General features: G+C 30.4%; 8 protein-coding genes and 1 pseudogene. 1 reads left to right on the top strand and 8 read right to left on the bottom strand.

All coding sequences use genetic code 11. The features are described from left to right. Nucleotides 1-71: 71 nt before the first annotated feature. Entirely contained in the window at nucleotides 72-2432 is a 2361-nt protein-coding gene (locus tag VJI95_RS05720) for an Sgo0707 family adhesin (protein WP_324010573.1), read from the bottom strand. Nucleotides 2433-2838: 406 nt separating this feature from the next. Here VJI95_RS05720 and VJI95_RS05715 point away from each other — a divergent pair, with 406 nt between their 5' ends. Next, nucleotides 2839-7557: a Cna B-type domain-containing protein gene (locus VJI95_RS05715; protein WP_324010572.1), complete on the top strand. Its 4719-nt coding sequence runs from the start codon at nucleotides 2839-2841 to the stop codon at nucleotides 7555-7557. 240 nt (nucleotides 7558-7797) lie between these two features. On the opposite strand, the gene VJI95_RS05710 is transcribed toward VJI95_RS05715, so the two are convergent. From VJI95_RS05710 to VJI95_RS05680, 7 genes and pseudogenes are all read right to left on the bottom strand, one after another. Then, on the bottom strand, nucleotides 7798-8088 hold the full coding sequence (locus VJI95_RS05710; RefSeq protein ID WP_442953987.1) for a CD1845 family protein: 291 nt from the start codon (nucleotides 8086-8088) through the stop codon (nucleotides 7798-7800). A gap of 359 nt (nucleotides 8089-8447) precedes the next feature. Then, nucleotides 8448-15104 carry a GbpC/Spa domain-containing protein gene (locus VJI95_RS05705; protein ID WP_324010571.1) on the bottom strand — a complete coding sequence of 2219 codons (6657 nt, stop codon included), beginning with the start codon at nucleotides 15102-15104 and terminating at the stop codon, nucleotides 8448-8450. 284 nt (nucleotides 15105-15388) lie between these two features. After that, nucleotides 15389-16081 (bottom strand): cytochrome c biogenesis CcdA family protein, encoded by a 693-nt coding sequence (locus tag VJI95_RS05700; RefSeq protein WP_324000106.1) that lies wholly within the window; start codon nucleotides 16079-16081, stop codon nucleotides 15389-15391. Then, nucleotides 16071-16370 (bottom strand): annotated as a pseudogene (locus tag VJI95_RS05695) (thioredoxin family protein); the annotation flags it as partial. The gene VJI95_RS05700 and the pseudogene VJI95_RS05695, both read right to left, overlap by 11 nt. A gap of 18 nt (nucleotides 16371-16388) precedes the next feature. Further along, nucleotides 16389-16664 (bottom strand): hypothetical protein, encoded by a 276-nt coding sequence (locus VJI95_RS05690; protein WP_324010570.1) that lies wholly within the window; start codon nucleotides 16662-16664, stop codon nucleotides 16389-16391. A gap of 461 nt (nucleotides 16665-17125) precedes the next feature. Then, nucleotides 17126-17911, bottom strand: a complete 786-nt coding sequence (locus VJI95_RS05685; protein ID WP_324010569.1) for a bifunctional hydroxymethylpyrimidine kinase/phosphomethylpyrimidine kinase — start codon at nucleotides 17909-17911, stop codon at nucleotides 17126-17128. Then, nucleotides 17912-18463 (bottom strand): ECF transporter S component, encoded by a 552-nt coding sequence (locus tag VJI95_RS05680; protein WP_324010568.1) that lies wholly within the window; start codon nucleotides 18461-18463, stop codon nucleotides 17912-17914. Nucleotides 18464-18512 lie beyond the last annotated feature (49 nt).

Here is an 18512-nt window from a genome sequence, read left to right as displayed (position 1 = left end):
ATTGTTGTTTCACAATTAAAAAGAGAAGTGATTTTCATCACTCCTCTCTAAAGTTTATTCAATTTATTCAGTTATTCGTTTTGTGAGCCTCCTGGATTTCCCTTCCTATTTATCACTTGTAGTAAATTCTTATCCACAGTATTTGTCAATTCTATTTCTCTCGGTTTATATCCCGCTATAAAGAATCCCTTTGGAACATCTTCTTCTATTCTGTATAGATAGTTTCTTCCAGCCTTGTCTTTTACATCTAAACCATTTACTACTGTCTTCCAGTTATTTGCTTTTTCAATTTTTACCTTTCTACTGAATGTAGTATCTTCTTGATATCTATTTCCAACTTTTACTCTTCTCTTTAAAGTTCCTGTAACAAATCCATTTTGATTTAATGGGCTTCCATCCTCATCTTGCCACAATTTTTCTATTGTTAAGCCTGACTTTGCTTTTGATTTCTGATTTATTGCAGTTAAACTTCGAACTTGTCCAAGTCCTATCATAGTTTCTTTTGGTCTATATCCTACAAGTTCATATCCATCTGGAACTTCTTCTTCAATATAGTAAGTATATTTTCTCTCAGCACTATTTTGAATATCTAAACGTCCTGTAGTATATTTCCAATTATTCTTAGCTTTAAGTGTAATTCGTTGGGAGAAAGACTTATCAACATCATTTCCAACTTTTCTTTTTAAAGTTACATTAACATCAATATTAGGATTTTTACTTTTCCATTCTTTCTTAATCTCCAATATATCCCACAAAGTTGTTTTTACAATATTAGACTTCAAAGATGAATCATTAAGTACTAAGGTTGATGAGCTAAGAATATCTTTTGCATTATCCACAATCTTATCATTGGTTTTCATATTGTAAGTAATTGTGTAATTAGTAAATTTGGATTGTTCAGGATGACTGAGTAATTTTTCATTTATTATTTTAACTGTTATTATGCTACCCCTTATCCCTGTTTTTTTCCACCAAGGATTATTCTCATCCTTACAGCTAACCTTATAATCAACATTTTCTTTCAAAACATATCCTGAACTGGATTTAACTGTCAAGCTCTTGTAATCAACCCTGCGGTCAAAACTACTTTCCACTTTCAATACACTAATATCATCAATAGTATCTATTCCTACGCGCGGTATTTTAAAGTCAACCTTATAGGTAATAGATTTTCCTACTCCAACCTGCATATCCTTTGGTTCAACATCTTCTCTAATAGCACTATCTCCTGTTTCTGTATAAAAACCATATAAAGTTCCACAGCCTCCAACAGTTTCATAGCAAAAATCAAATGAGCCATTCTTTGAACGAATTACAAATCCGGATTTATTACATTCTTCCCAAGCACCTTCAGTTCTACCTGTAGCTTCCCATTTAGTCCAACCATCTTTACGTGTTTCTATATTCAAACGATTAGCATGATTTAACATTACCTTATCTGCTTGTTTTTCAATATTTTTCATCCAAAATGTTTCATTAAACTGAGTTTTACCCTCACTTCGATTTATATCTATATCAGAAGGCGTCATTACCATTTTATAATCACATTTTGTTTTATTATCACTCCAAACATATTCTGCATGAAGATAGGCTTCCAATGCATAAGCACCAACAAATGCTTGAGGAACTTGTTTATAACCACCAAGACTTAAATAATCTTGTACTCCAATAAGCCCCTTTCCATTGTTTTCTCCAACTATAAAAAATGTCTGTAGATATTTATTAGGGCTTTCAATTTCTTTGTCCCCCAGATAGCCAAATTCACCATTTTTACCAAACTTAGGACGTCTTAACTTAACCTGTGTTACATCAATTACTACATCAACATATCTACCATTTATTTTCCCTGCCTTCTCAAATGACAACTTCAATGGATTATCAAATCTATATTCTCCCTTGTAAGATCTATTAGGAATCTTAAAGAAAAAAGCAGTCCAATCATAGTTAGCTCCCTCTGAAAAATCTTTATGAAAATGTCTTTGCTCAACGCTATTTGATTTTGAAAGAATCTTCATATTGTCCTTATGCAACCTAAATTGGTTTAATTTCAACTTTGAAAAATCCAAATCAGTTCTCTTCATAATCAACTTATTTGATTTATCATGTGTCTGATCTGGTAAATAATTATTTTTTTTCGAGAATGGCATTGAATTAAATGTTAAATTAGAATAATTTTCATTAAATAAGTTCCATTCTGTCTTGTCTTCTTTAATACTATCTCCGTTAAAATCATTGGCTTTTTTGGATATATTCTTATCCCTTTGTTTTTCTTCTTCGGCATTATCAGTTGTTTTTGATTTTGTGCTATCAACCTGCTCTTTTGCCAATGAATCTTCTCTTTCTTCAGTCATCACTCTCATAGGCGAAACTATTGTACCTACCAATATCAACAATGACATAACCAAAGAAATGGTTTTCTTTCTTGACTTCATACTCCTTATACCTCCTTTACATTCTATAATTAATCTATTTTCACTTCTTACAGTAAATCTATTAAAATCACATAAATGCGTTCAAATATTTTTTATTGAAATTAACGAACTTCTATCATATGATATTATATCATATCTAGATATGTATAGTCAATCTCATTTTAGGGACCTATCATCGTATTGTTGTTAATACAATTTATAAAACTTCTTAAATGTAGATTTTATAGATTATATATGATATAATAAATGTGAAAATTTGTCTGTAAATGTAAATTTAGAGATTTTTAATATAGAAGCATTTAGTGCTTGTAAAGTGTTTGTTTAAAATAAAAATCTGAATGTATTTGCATTTTTTTGTGGACGAAAATTTTTAGTAAATAAAATTAAATCAAAAAGGAGGAAATTTATGAGAATTTATCTCAAAGATAAGAGCAAAAGACTGTTTGCAATATTGTTGTCATGCTTGATGGTAGTTGGGGCTATCTTGCCGGGTATGCAAATTTTTGCAAATAGTAAACTTGATCTTAAAAATGTAACCATTAAATCTTTCGATATTATTGATAGCGCAAATGGCGAACAAAAAATAGAATACAAAAAGCAGGGAGATGAAGGATATGATGATTATCTAAAAGACCCTTCCAAGTTTAAGACTGTTGTTTGTCAAAATCAAAAAAAATCAAACTTATCACTTAAACTTGAGATGACATATAAGGGTACAGAACCGATTAAAGAGGGAGATACTCTTGAAGTTCCTGCGTATATAAAACCATTTGATGAAGCAACGTATTCTGCTCAGCAACTTACGGATAATCAAGGAAATCCAATTGGAACATATGAGTACCGTAACGGAAAATTTGTAATTACATTTTCAGGAGACCATATCAAAAACAAAAAAGAAGTTTCATTAAATCTTTCAACTCCTAAAAGAACAGTTTCAAACACACTTTACGGAGAGGGAGATGATATTGAAAAAACTCCTGTTTATGGAAAACTTGGCGATAAACAAATAATTGTAGGATATGAAAAGAAGAAAAAATCAGATCCAACAAAGCCGGGACCTCTTAGCCTTGATAATGTTACTATTGATTCTTTTGATATAATTGATGTAACTAATGGAAATAGGAAGATTGACTATAGAACAAGTGATAAGCCTGATTATGATAAGTTAAATAATGATCCAAGTCAATTTACTAATGCAATTTGTCAAGATCAAAAAGATGTTAATCTTAAATTGAAATTAGAAGTTTCATATAAGGGTGATCAAGCTATAAAAGAAGGAGATACTCTTACAATTCCTGCAAATTATGGCGGAACCTTGAAAAATTTTAATTCTCAACCGTTATATGGAGGAGGACATCAAATCGGAACTTGGCAATATAAAAATGGTAATGTTGAAATACATTTTTCTGGAGAATATATAAAAAATAACCAAGTTAAAAGTTTCAAAGCAAAATTTGAAACTGGTGAAATGTTAAATTTACTTCCGCAAGGAGGGAAGTCTTTTACCCCTAAAGATTGGAGAATTAGTAAAGGTAAACTCGGAAAAAATGATTTGATTGTTGCACGTGAAAAAGAATATATTGCGGCAATTAAACCAGTAGATTATAAGCAAACTATATATAAATTTAATGAACAACAATCTGATAAATCTGTTATGTGGGGAATAGGACTTCATTTTGATATTGGAGAAAAGCTTGATGAAATAACTAAAAAAGTAAAATATTTTTATACACCATACTTAGCTTTAAACAATGGGCAGTATAAGCCAGGTGGATATACAGATATATATGTAGAGGATACTTTGTATGATGTAATTGAAGAACCAGATTTATTATTAGGTTGGTCTGGTGTTTCAGGGATTAATGATGATGGCAAAGCTATTTCTGGTACTTTTGGAGCAACAATACCTAAAAATTTATTTAATAAAATAGATCAAGGGACACGTACAAAAGAACAAGTTAAGGCATCATTAAAGAGTGGGGAATATTGTATGTTTAAAAACCCAGATGGGTCATATACTTTCATGATGAGATGGTGGGATATGAATGATTCTAATGGATTTACTTATGATAAAATCCCTGACATTAACTCTGCAGGTGGTGTAGGTAATTTTTTAAAGAAAAAGTATGCATCAATATATGGAGAATTAAAGCCAGAAACAATAACTAAAATTAATGAGATATTTAAGGGAAAATCAGTACAAAATGTACAATTTAAAATTCAAGCTAAATATAAAGCTGCAAAGGAAAGAACAGAAGTTCCAAATACAGCTAAGATAAGCACAAAACAAACAGGTGAAAAAGATTATTCATCAGTTGGTGTTTTAACTCCTCCAGCAGGGATAGCGGATGCACCGGCAGATCCATTATCAATAAAGCTAATAAAGGCAGATGTAAAGACGGGAGCAAATCTATCAAAAGACTTTAAGTTTGAATTACAGACAACAGATGATAATGGAAAAACATGGAAAGCAGTCGAAGTAACAAAAGATATGCTAGTAAAAGGAACGTTAAATGCAGATAAAACTTTAACACCTGATGATAAAGGAGTAATAGAAATAAAGAACCTAAAAAGTGGAAAGAAATATCGCTTCTTTGAAAAAGCACATGCTGCAGGATATGAAGATGTAAAAGAGGATAAAGATAATCCAAATTCAACTAAAAATCCAAGATCTGCAAATTCAAAGGTTATTCAATTAAATAATCAAGGAGCAGGGAAAGTTATAGTAATGTATAACGAACCAAAGGCTGAAAAAATTGATATTAAAGTTACTAAGACATGGATAGGACCTGAAAAAGAATCAGTAAAAGTAAAATTACTTGCTGACGGGAAACCTACAGGAAAAGAAGTAACTTTGAATAAAGGAAACAATTGGACAGATACCTTTAAAGACCTTGATAAGCTTAATGTTAATGGTGGAGCAATTAAATATACTGTAGAAGAAGAAAATGTTGAAGGTTATGAAGCTAAAGTAACTGGAGATGCAAAGACAGGTTTCACAATAACAAATACAAATGTTGAAAAAACCTCTGTAAATGTAACAAAAGTTTGGGAAGATAAAGATAACCAAGACGGAAAGAGACCTGATACTGTAACGGTTAAGTTGTTTGCTGATGGAAAAGATACTGGTAAGACAATTACTTTAACAAAAGCAAATAACTGGACAGACAGCTTTAAAGACCTTTATAAATACAAAGATGGAAAGAAAGTTGTTTATACAATAAAAGAAGAAAAAGTTGATAATGGATATATAACTGACATTATAGGAGATGCAGAAAAAGGCTTTAAAGTAATAAATACTAGACAAACTGAAAAAGTTTCTATTGAAGGTAAAAAGACTTGGGATGATAAAGACAACCAAGACGGAAAGAGACCAAAAGAAATAACAATCAATCTGTTGAAGAATGGTAATGTAGTAGATACAAAGAAAGTTACAGAAGCAGAAGGTTGGAAGTGGAAATTTGAAAATCTTGACAAGTATGAAAACGGAAAAGAAATCAACTACTCTATTTCAGAAGAAAAGGTAGATGGATATACTACAGAAGTAAATGGATATGATGTTAAGAATTCATATACACCAGGAAAGACATCTGTACAAGTAACAAAGGCTTGGGATGATAAAGACAACCAAGACGGAAAGAGACCTAATAGTGTAACAATTAAGTTACTTGCTGATGGAAAAGAAACAGATAAGACAGTAACATTAACAGAAGCAAATAAGTGGACAGATACTTTTAAAGACCTTGATGAATATAAATCTGGAAAGAAAATCGAATATACAATCAAGGAAGAAGAAGTAGGAAACGGATATGTTACTGAAATTACTGGCGATGCAGAAAAAGGCTATAAAGTAACAAATAAGAGAGAAACTGAAAAAGTATCTATTGAAGGTTCAAAGACTTGGGATGATAAAGATAACCAAGATGGAAAGAGACCAAAAGAAATAACAATTAATCTATTAAAGAATGGTAATGTAGTAGATACAAAGAAAGTTACAGAAGCAGAAGGTTGGAAATGGAAATTTGAAAATCTTGACAAGTATGAAAACGGAAAAGAAATCAACTACTCTATTTCAGAAGAAAAGATAGAAGGATATACTACAGAAGTAAAAGGATACGATGTTAAGAACTCATATACACCAGGAAAGACATCTGTACAAGTAACAAAAGCTTGGGCAGATAAAGACAACCAAGATGGAAAGAGACCTGAAAGCGTAACTGTACAATTACTTGCTGACGGAAAAGAAACAGGAAAGACACTTAAATTATCAGAAGACAATAAGTGGACAGATACTTTTAAAGACCTTGATGAATATAAAGCTGGAAAGAAAATCGAATATACAATCAAGGAAGAATCTCTTAAAGATGGATATGTAAGTGTTGTTACAGGAACTGTAGAAAAAGGCCTCACAGTAACAAATACAAGAGAAACTGAAAAAGTTTCTGTTGAAGGTTCAAAGACTTGGGATGACAAAGACAACCAAGATGGAAAGAGACCAACAGAAATAACAATCAATCTATTAAGAAATGGAAAGAAAGTAGATACTAAGAAAGTTACAGAAGCAGAAGGTTGGAAATGGAAATTTGAAAATCTTGACAAGTATGAAAACGGAAAAGAAATCAACTACACTATTTCAGAAGAAAAGGTGGAAGGATATACTACAGAAGTAAAAGGATACGATGTTAAGAATTCATATACACCAGGAAAGACATCTGTACAAGTAACAAAAGCTTGGGACGATAAGAATGACCAAGATAAGAAGAGACCTGATAGTGTAACAATCAAATTACTTGCTGACGGAAAAGAAACAGGAAAGACACTTAAATTATCAAAAGATAATAAGTGGACAGATACTTTTAAAGACCTTGATGAATATAAAGATGGAAAGAAAATTGAATATACAATCAAGGAAGTAGAAGTCGGAAATGGATATAAGTCAGTTATTACAGGAAATGTAAAAGAAGGTTATGTAGTAACAAATGTAAGAACTCCAAATGTGTTGAAACCAAGAGTACCAAAAACAGGATTAGGAAGTTCTGCACTACTATATACAGCTCTATTAGGCTTATCAGGAACAGTTTTATTCTCAACATTTAGAAGAAAGAGAAAAGAAGAAAACTTCTAATATAAAATCTTTTAGATAACAAAAGAAAATAACTGAATATCTATACAGTAGAACATTTTTCTACTGTTAATCGAGGACATCTTAAAAGGTGTCCTCTTTTAATTCTAAAAAATATGATATTTTAAAATCTGTACATTTTATTACATTTAAAGTTTTTAATATCTCATAATAATACCTCATCATTTCAAAATAAAAAAAGTTGGAAAGATTTTAACTTCCAACTTTAAATTTTGAATATTTTTATATTGATTTTATAGTATCATTGATTCCCTTTATAAAACCTACGATTACAGCTCCAACGCGTGGTATTCCACGAGGGCTAAGTAAAAATCCCAACACCATTGTTATTATCCCAATTGTAGTATTTCCTTGAAGAAAATAACTTATGGATACAATTACACTTAAAATCATTAGTAAATAAAATATAACAGTCCCTACACCAAACAAAAATGTTAAGAATTCAGCAAGAACACTTAATATCAAGCTAATAGGAAATAAGATCATTTTTATTATCCATCTCATATGTTCCATTCCCCTCCTCTATTCTTTATACCTATGTCTTTTTTACACGATTTATAGTTGTAGATTTCAAAAATATTCTTTTCTAAATTTTATATTTTTATACTATATCTCATACTCTACCTATCCCATTTATATTCAATATTGATTTTGCTTTTTTAGATATACGAGATTTATCACAACAGATTACATTGAATATTTTGTTAACACTATATAATAGAAATCAAATGTTCTTTATGATTATAACCTAAAAAAAGATTTTTGTAAAGTATTGAATACATATTCTAACAAATTTGATACCAAGACACAAAAAAAGATTGGGACTTTATTCCCAATCTCTTCTCTATCAAATATTTACTTTTCTAAAAAAACTATCTGTTTTTCTTTCTTCTATATCTGATTTCCGTCGCACCTAGTGCTCCTGTTGATAATCCCAATAATACTGTATACAATGCTGTGTTTACTCCATATCCTGTTTTTGGTATTGCTGGTTTCGGTCTTAATGGCGTTAGATTTGTTGTTTCATTTGTATCAGATGTATTACTTCCATCCGCTACATTTGCCTTATTTAATATCTTTTCTCCATTTACATTTGCATTTACTTTTACCTTGAAAGTAACTTCTACTGTTTCTCCATCCGCTACCTTTTCTTTTGTCCAAATAATTTCTCCATCTTTGTAAACTCCACCATTATCTGCTGATCCTTCTACATATGTTGTATGTTTTGGTATCATATCCTTTATTACAACTTTTTGTTCCTTACCAGTTGTATTCTTGTAAGTTATCTTGTAAAGTAATTCATCTTTTGCTTTTACTCCCTTACCATCTATACTTGTCTTATCATCTTGACTATTGAATACATCCTTAACTGGTCTTGTTGCTGTTAGATTTGTTGTTTCGTTTGTATCGAAATTATTATTTCCATCAACTACATTTGCCTTATTTATTATCTTTTCTCCACTTACATTCTCATCTACTTTTACTTTAAATGTTACTACTACTGTTTCTCCATCTGCTACTTTTTCTTTTGTCCAAGTGATTTCTTCATCCTTGTATACTCCTTCATTATTAGCAGAATCTTTTACATATGTTGTATGAGCTGGAATCTTATCCTTTATTACAACTTTTTGTTCTTTTCCTGTAGTGTTCTTGTAAGTTATTTTGTAAAGTAGTTCTTGGCCTGCTTTTACTTCTTTCCCATCTATACTTGTATTATCGTCTTTACTATCAAAAACATCTTTTAATGGTTTTGTAGATGTTGGATTTGTTGTTTCATTTGTATCAAATTTATTACTTCCATCAGCCACATTTGCTTTATTTAAAATCTTTTCTCCATTTACATTTTCATCTACTTTTACCTTGAAAGTAACTTCGAATGTTTCTCCATCTGCTACCTTATCTTTCTTCCAAGTAATTTCTCCATCTTTGTAAAGGCCACCATTATCTGCAGAATCTTTTACATATGTTGTATGAGCTGGAATCTTATCCTTTATTACAACTTTTTGTTCTTTTCCTGTTGTATTTTTGTAAGTTATTTTGTAAAGCAGTTCTTGGCCTGCTTTTACTTCATTACTATCTATACTTGTCTTATCATCTTTACTATCAAAGACATCTTTTACAGGTTTTGTCGCTGTTGGATTTGTTGTTTCATTTGTATCGAAATTGTTATTTCCATCTACTACATTTGCTTTATTTAAGATTTTATCTCCATTTACATTTTCATCTACTTTTACCTTGAAAGTAACCTCGAATGTTTCTCCATCTGCTACATTTTCTTTTGTCCAAGTGATTTCTCCATTGTCAAAAACACCGTCATTGTCTGCAGAATTTTCTACATAACTTGTATGAGCTGGAATCTTATCCTTTATTACAACCCTTTGTACTTTTCCTGTAGTATTCTTGTAAGTTATTTTGTAAAGTAGTTCATCTTTTGCCTTTACTTCCTTACCATCTATACTCTTTGTAGTATCTTGACTATTAAATACAGACTTAACAGGTTTTGTCGCTGTTGGATTTGTTGTTTCATTTGTATCAAATTTATTACTTCCATCAGCCACTTTTGCTTTATTTAAGATCTTTTCTCCATTTACATTCTCATCTACTTTTACCTTGAAAGTAACTTCGAATGTTTCTCCGTCTGCTACATTTTCTTTTGTCCAAGTAATTTCTCCATTTGCAAAAGTTCCATCATTATCTGCAGAATTTTCTACATAACTTGTATGAGCTGGAATCTTATCCTTTATTACAACCTTTTGTACCTTTCCTGTAGTATTCTTGTAAGTTATCTTGTAAAGTAGTTCTTGGCCTGCTTTTACTTCATTACTATCTATACTTGTCTTATCATCTTTACTATCAAAGACATCTTTTACAGGTTTTGTTGCTGTTGGATTTGTTGTTTCATTTGTATCAAATGTATTACTTCCATCTACTACATTTGCCTTATTTACAATCTTATCTCCATCTACATTATCATCTACTTTTACTTTAAATGTTACAACTACTGTTTCTCCATTTGCTACATTTTCCTTTGTCCAAGTGATTTCTCCGTCTTTGAAGACTCCATTATTTGTTGCTGAACCCTTTACAAAAGTTGTATGTTCTGGGATTTTATCCTTTATTACAACCTTTTGTTCTTTTCCTGTAGTATTCTTATAAGTTATCTTGTAAAGTAGCTCATCTTTTGCTTTTGCTTCTTTACCATCTATACTTGTTTTACTATCCTTTGGACTAAAGACATCCTTAACCGGTTTTGTTGCTGTTGGATTTGTTGTTTCATTTGTATCAAAATTATTACTTCCATCTACTACATTTGCCTTATTTAGAATCTTTTGTCCATTTACATTTTCATCTACTTTTACCTTAAATGTAACTTCTACTGTTTCTCCATCTGCTACATTTTCTTTTGTCCAAGTGATTTCTCCATTTGCAAAAGTTCCACCATTATCTGCAGAATTTTCTACATAAGTTGTATGAGCTGGAATCTTATCCTTTATTACAACTTTTTGAACTTGACCAGTTGTATTCTTGTAAGTTATCTTGTAAAGTAATTCATCTTTTGCTTTTACTTCCTTACCATCTATACTTGTATTTGTATCTTGGCTATTAAATACAGACTTAACAGGTTTTGTCGCTGTTGGATTTGTTGTTTCATTTGTATCGAAATTATTATTTCCATCAGCTACATTTGCTTTATTTACAATCTTATCTCCATTTACATTGTCATCTACTTTTACTTTAAATGTAACAACTACTGTTTCTCCATCTGCTACATTTTCTTTTGTCCAAGTGATTTCTCCGTCTTTGAAGACTCCATTATTTGTTGCTGAACCCTTTACAAAAGTTGTATGTGCAGGTATTTTATCCTTTATTACAACCTTTTGTACTTGTCCTGTAGTATTCTTGTAAGTTATCTTGTAAAGTAGTTCATCTTTTGCCTTTACTTCCTTACCGTCTATACTTGTATTTGTATCTTTACTATCAAAAACATCTTTTACTGGCTTTGTTGCTGTTGGATTTGTTGTTTCATTTGTATCAAATTCATTACTTCCATCTACTACATTTGCCTTGTTTTTGATTTCTTCTCCATTTACATTAGCATCTACTTTTACCTTGAAAGTAACAACTACTGTTTCTCCATCTGCTACATTTTCTTTTATCCAAGTGATTTCTCCATTGTCAAAGACACCGTCATTGTCTGCAGAATTTTCCACATAAGTTGTATGTGCAGGTATTTTATCCTTTATTACAACTTTTTGTATCTTTCCTGTAGTATTCTTGTAAGTTATCTTGTAAAGTAGTTCATCTTTTGCCTTTACTTCCTTACCATCTATACTTGTATTTGTATCTTGACTATTAAATACAGACTTAACAGGTTTTGTTGCTGTTGGATTTGTTGTTTCATTTGTATCGTACTTATTATTCCCATCAGCTACATTAGCTTTATTAAGAATTTTTTTACCATTTACATTATCATCTACTTTTACTTTAAATGTTACAACTACTGTTTCTCCATTTGCTACATTTGTCTTAGTCCAAGTGATTTCTCCATTAGCGAAAACTCCATTATTATCAGCAGATCCATTTACATAAGTTGTATGTGCAGGTATTTTATCCTTTATTACAACTTTTTGAACTTGACCAGTTGTATTTTTGTAAGTTATCCTGTAAAGTAGTTCATCTTTTGCCTTTACTTCCTTACCGTCTATACTTGTATTTGTATCTTGACTATTAAATACGCCCTTAACTGGTTTTGTTGCTGTTGGGTTTATTGTTTCGTTTGTATCATAACTATTATTTCCCTCTAGCACTGTTGATTTATTTTTGATTGTTTCGCCATTTACATTTTCATCTACTTTCACTTTGAATGTAACTTCGAATGTTTCTCCATTTGCTACATTTTCTTTAGTCCAAGTGATTTCTCCATTTGCATAAGCACCGTTATTATTTGCGGAACCTTCTACATATGTTGTATGTTCAGGTATTCTATCCTTTATTACAACTTTTTGTTCTTGACCAGTTGTATTTTTGTAAGTTATCTTATAAAGCAATTCATCTTTTGCTTTTACCTCTTTACCATCAATGCTCTTTGTTGTATCTTGACTATTAAATACATTCTTAACTGGTTTTGTTGCTGTTGGGTTTGTTGTTTCGTTTGTATCGTAACTATTATTTCCCTCTAGCACTGTTGATTTATTTTTGATTGTTTCACCATTTACATTATCATCAACTTTTACTTTAAATGTAACTTCGAATTTTTCTCCATCTGCTACATTTTCTTTAATCCAAGTGATTTCTCCATTAGCATAAGCTCCATTTTCACTTGCAGAGCCATCTACATATGTCGTATGTGCAGGTATTTTATCCTTTATTACAACTTTTTGTGTTTTACCAGTTGTATTTTGATAAGTAACTTTGTAAAGTAATTCATCTTTTGCTTTTACTTCCTTACCATCAATGCTTGTATTTGTATCTTGACTATTATAAACATCTTTTACTGGTTTTTTCGGTGTAAAAACTTTAACTGGTTGTGATTCTACATTATAGACATTATTTATACCTATTGAGAATTTATTTTCATATTTTGTTCCGTCCTTAGTTACTTTACCTGTAATCTTAGGTGCTGGAATTTTGGCCTCTTTAGTAAGGTCTTTATTTATTTTTTCTAATAAACTTGCCTTTGCAGTAAATTTAAGAACTCTAGTTTCCTTAGTATATTCTACTTCATAATCAGCATTCTTTGCTTTTGTTCCTGCCAAATCAAGTTCATAACCTTCAGGTAATGTATCAGTGAAAACTAAAGAGTCTATTTTTTCATGTCCCTTTGGCAAATCAGAAGTGTTTAATTCAAAGTTTACAACTGATCCTGTTTTTACTACACTATTATTTATATCTTGATTGTTTTCATTAACTACTTTCTTATCTACTTGTGATTTTACATAAAATACATCATAATGGAAAGTAATATTTGTTTCTGGTTTTTGTGGTTCTTCTGGTGCTGTAGGTTTAACTGGCTTTTGTGGTTCTTTTGCCTTTATTTCAGGAAGACCAACTGCACGAACCTTTCCATTTAATGAATACCAAATATTAGGTTTTTTACCATCAGTATTATCTTTTCCATTAACTTTTGGACCATAAGGTGCAGGTAAAATAGTTGTTGCTGAAGCTGCCCCTATTGTTAATTGGTTGTTTTTCCCTTGTAATTTGATTACACCTGCCCCATACCAAGAATTAGGTGCATCTGCTGTATCCCAACCTGATCCAGGTTCACTAGGACGTGGATACATAGTATGTTCACATCCACCTTCACCTTTCTTAAAGTTCAAACTATTTACAGCATAAATCAGATTACGAGCATGATCTTCATCTATTGTAGATCCAGAAATCTTTATAAATTGTCCTGCTGCATAATTCTTCACAAGTTCTATGGAATTGTGTTCACGGTTAAGAGATGCAACTGACATCAAAGCATCTTTAAATTCAATTTCTTTTCCATCTTGATCATAGAAAGTAAATTCATTTTTAACATAAATAGAAGTATCTTTTTCAACTGCCCCTGTATATGCAGAAGCAAATATTCCAAGTGTTGGATCTGTAAATATACCAACCCAAGCTTTTCCATTTTTAAAAGCTGAATCTGAAGTTAAAGTATATTTAAAAACTATTTTTGAAATCTTTTTACCATTGTAATATGAATTTTTAAGATTTGTATAAGTTGCAGTTACACTTTGCCCTTTTTCTAAAAGTACTGTTGCCCACTTTACTGTTCCATTGTTACTAACATTAGTTGTCCATGAAGATTTGTCTCCGAAATTACCGTATAATTCCATTTTATTAGTAGGATTACCAGCAGCTTCCAAATCTTTAACACTCATATCGTCCAATTGTAACAATTTCTTAGAGTAGTTTCCTGTCTTACTAAAAGCAGTATCTACTGCATTTTTAGACATATACTTTCCTTCATTATTTGATAAAGTTAGTTCCGCATCAGGTTCTGAATCATAAATAAGAGTCTTCGGATAAGGTTTGGAAAGATATCCAGGCTTATCTTTATTTTTTTCGTAATCTTTTATAGCTTTGTCAAGCTCTTTTTTCTCTTTTTCATATTGTTTTTCAAAAGCTGCATAATCTTTTAAATATTGTTCATATTCCTTGTTATATTTTTCTAACTCTTTATCATATTTTTCCTTTTTTTTATCGTATTCTGCCTTTTTAGCATTATACTCGTCCATTTTGGCTTTTGCTTCTTTTATTTTTTGTATCTGAGCTTTATAATCGGCATTAACCTCATCCAACTTAGTATTAGCCTCAGCATTTGAGTTTACAGTACCTTTGTCTTGAGTTGGACCTTCTGTAATATTAAGCCCTGAAGCTTTCCCATCTTTTACAGCTTGATCCAATTCAGTACGATTTGCATTAACTTGTATCCCCTTAACAGGATCTGCTGCAAAAACTTGTGATGTTATCGGCATAAGCAATGTTATTACAGTCAACATCGATACAATTTTATTAATAATTTCCCTTTTCTTCAATGTAAATTTCTCCTTTCCATAAGCAATTTTAAATCTTTAAATAAAAAATATTTTAATTTCATAATATAAAAAATCCCCAAATAATTTCTAAAATTATTAAATCTTTTTTAAAAAAGGGTCTTCTCACTATATTTTAACATAATTCACGGTTAATGTCTAGCATTTTCAACAACAAATGTTTGAAATTATAAGCATTTCTTAATAATTTTTTAAAAACATAAAAAGAACTTAGTTTTTTTGCTACTAAGTTCTTTTTATGTTTTTATTTTTATAAAAATTTAATTTTAAAATCCAAGATATAGGAAATATACTCCTATCAGTAAAATAATTATTCCAAAAACAATTTTTACAATATCTGAAATTTTTCCATAAGATTTATTTGACATTACTCTACCAACAAATCCTGCACTTGTTCCTGCAACAACGACTAAAATACTGTTACCTATTGAATAAAGCAAGAATAGTAATACTCCCCAAAGTAAACTTCCTTTTGAAGCAACAATTGCAAGTAATGCAACTAAAATCGGTGTTGAACAAGGACTTGAAAATAATCCTGCCATTATTCCAACTAACAAAGCTCCTATATATCCAGTCTTTTTGCTTTTATTAGTCAAAATTTTACTAGGAACTACATTTATTATCTCCCAAGTCTGTAATGCCATCAAAATCATAACAATTCCTAAAAATATATTCCAAATCGGTCCGGATTGATTAAAAATTTTACTAAGTAGTGCAGCTAAAACACCAAGTGTTGTGTAAGTTATTGCCATTCCTATAGCAAATACAACAGAAATTTTAAATGCTCTCTTTGTGTTATCTTCTTTAGTTCCGGTCATAAACCCAATAATTAAAGGAATTGATGCAAGTGAGCAAGGCGAAATTGAAGTTAGTATTCCTCCAAGTAATGCCAGAATTGGGGCAAAAAGACTAAATGATTTCAAGCCTTCTCCGATAATACTCTCTAAGTTACTTAACATTCTTCAACATCTCCTCAATAACTTGCTTTAATTCTTCATATTTAACAACACCTTCTGAACCGCCAAATTTTAATTCACCTGATTTTTTATCTTCGTAGGCAACATAACTTATTTTTTTTGCCAACTCATCTGATGCTTTATAAGGTGTTCCATCTGCATTAAAGTAAAATAAAGTAGGTGTTACCCTTATAGGAAATTGTGATGCAAATGCTTGTTGTTTTCTAACATCAACAGTTTTTATGATTACTTTATCTTTATATTCTTTTTTCAGTTTTTCCAAAACTGGGTGCTGAACAGCACAAGCATGTCATCCATTTTTACTAAAGTCTAAAATCGTTACTTTTTTTTGACTTTTTATCTTTTCTAAAGTAAGCTTCTCATCTGAATTTGAGTCTTTTGAATCAGATTCTTTTGAATTTGAATCTTTTTTTGAATCACTGTTTCCAGATTTTTCTTCAGTGACAGTGTTATTTCCGGAATTTTCATTTTTACTATTTTTATCACTCATATAAAAGTTTTTAAAAATGAAAATTCCAAAAACTAAAACGAACACTGACCCTAATGTTAAAATTTTCTTTTTCATAGTTATCTCTCCTTAATAGATTTTGATAGAAATATACCCTACAATAAAAACAAATAATCATAATCAAAAAGAAGTATGATAAAAAAATTTCTATTTTCTTTAAATTTAGCACAAATGACTGTGGAAATTTTATTTGATTACATGCAAGCATAGAGCTTTAGGAGAACCCCAGAGTCATTGTACACAATGACTCCGTCAGCCCTACTTTTATTTGCTAGCACAGAGCCTTAGGAGATCTCTCGACTACGCTCGAGATGACGTGTTAGGGGCTTTTCTTTGCTAAATACTATGACGTGAATTATTTTATTTTTATATAAAATTTTCAATACTTTTTTTGATACCTTTTATATTTTTTGAAATATTTCTTTTAAAAATTTAAGTATATTTACTTTTAACGTCTTGCTCTTAAACAAAGATATTTGCCTTATACGTCATTTCGTTTTTTCACAATAAAAAATAGGCTATTCGCCTATTCTAAAGTTTTCTAATTGTATTTCATTTAATCCGTCTTGTTTTTCTTGTTTTTTTATATTTTCAGCCAAGAGTTTTTGAATTTTATCAATAGAATTTTCTAATTTCTCTCCTTTTGTCAACTCACTTGCTACAAGCGAAGAAAAAACATCTCCTGTTCCACAAATTTTTATATCAATTTTTTTATTTTCAAACCATTTTATTGAGTTTTTGCAAGAATACAATGTGTTAAGTTTATTATTTTTTTCAAAACTTTTGATTATAATTTGCTTTGTACCCATTTCGCTTAGTTTTTTTGCAATTTTTTCTATATCTTCTCTTTTTATTTCAGAAAAAGTTTTATTATATTCTGTTAATAAAATGGCCTCTGTAAGATTTGGAGTTACTACATCAGCAAACTTCAAAAGTTCTCTATAAAAATCTATTTGTTTGGCTGTCGTTCCGGAGTATTTTACTCCATTATCTCCAAGTATCGGATCTAAAATAACTTTCCCCTTAAAATTCTTTAGAATTTCTCTTATAATTACAAAAACTTCTTCATTATCAATAAATCCGATATATATTGCATCAACTTCCTTAATTTCCAATGTTTTTTGAACTATTTCTGAAAAATTTGGCATATAAAAACTAATATAATCCTTGTAACTCATATTCGACGAAAAAATTTTTGTCGGAACCCCAAAAACCTCATATCCATTTTGCGATAATATAGAAATATTTGCCTTTAATGCCATATTTCCAACAACACAGTAGTCATTAAAAACTAAAATTTTCATCTATCTTATAGCCTTTTTTAATATTGGTTGTAATGTTTTTGCTAATAATACTGCAATTATTACACCTACAATTGCATTAGTTGTTGAAGCACCAAGTCTTTGTAATCCCTTTGCAATTGCTCCTGCTTGAGGTAATCCTTTAACATAAATATCAGATATATAGCTTTTGGATAGATATAAAATTACATAAGTAACCGCCCCTGTGATTGAGCCTGTTAAATTTTTCGTAAAGTCCTCTGCTTTTGAAGCGTTTGAATATGCAATTTTTCCACAGATAAAAGCCATTAAAAATTTGAATATAAATGTAAATGGTGCAGAAGGTAAATAAATAGGATTTATTATATCAAAAATTGCTGAGCCCATGCCAGAAGCAAGACCACCTGCAAAAGGTCCTAATAAAAGTCCACATAATAAACAAAATCCATTTCCGATATGTACTCTAGTTTCACTTGCTCCAAGTGGTATTCGGATTTGAATTTGTGATGCTACAAATACAACCGCTGCCATTACTCCTATCAATGTTATTTTTTTTATGTTTAATTTATTTTCCATGTAAATGCTCCTTTGTTAAATTTAATCAAATATAGTATAATATAGATAT

It is taken from the genome of Parvimonas sp. C2, assembly GCF_035282405.1.
Taxonomy (GTDB): Bacteria; Bacillota; Clostridia; order Tissierellales; family Peptoniphilaceae; genus Parvimonas.
The sequence above is the reverse complement of the archived record's forward strand: the minus strand, read 5'-3'. Positions and strand labels throughout refer to the sequence as shown.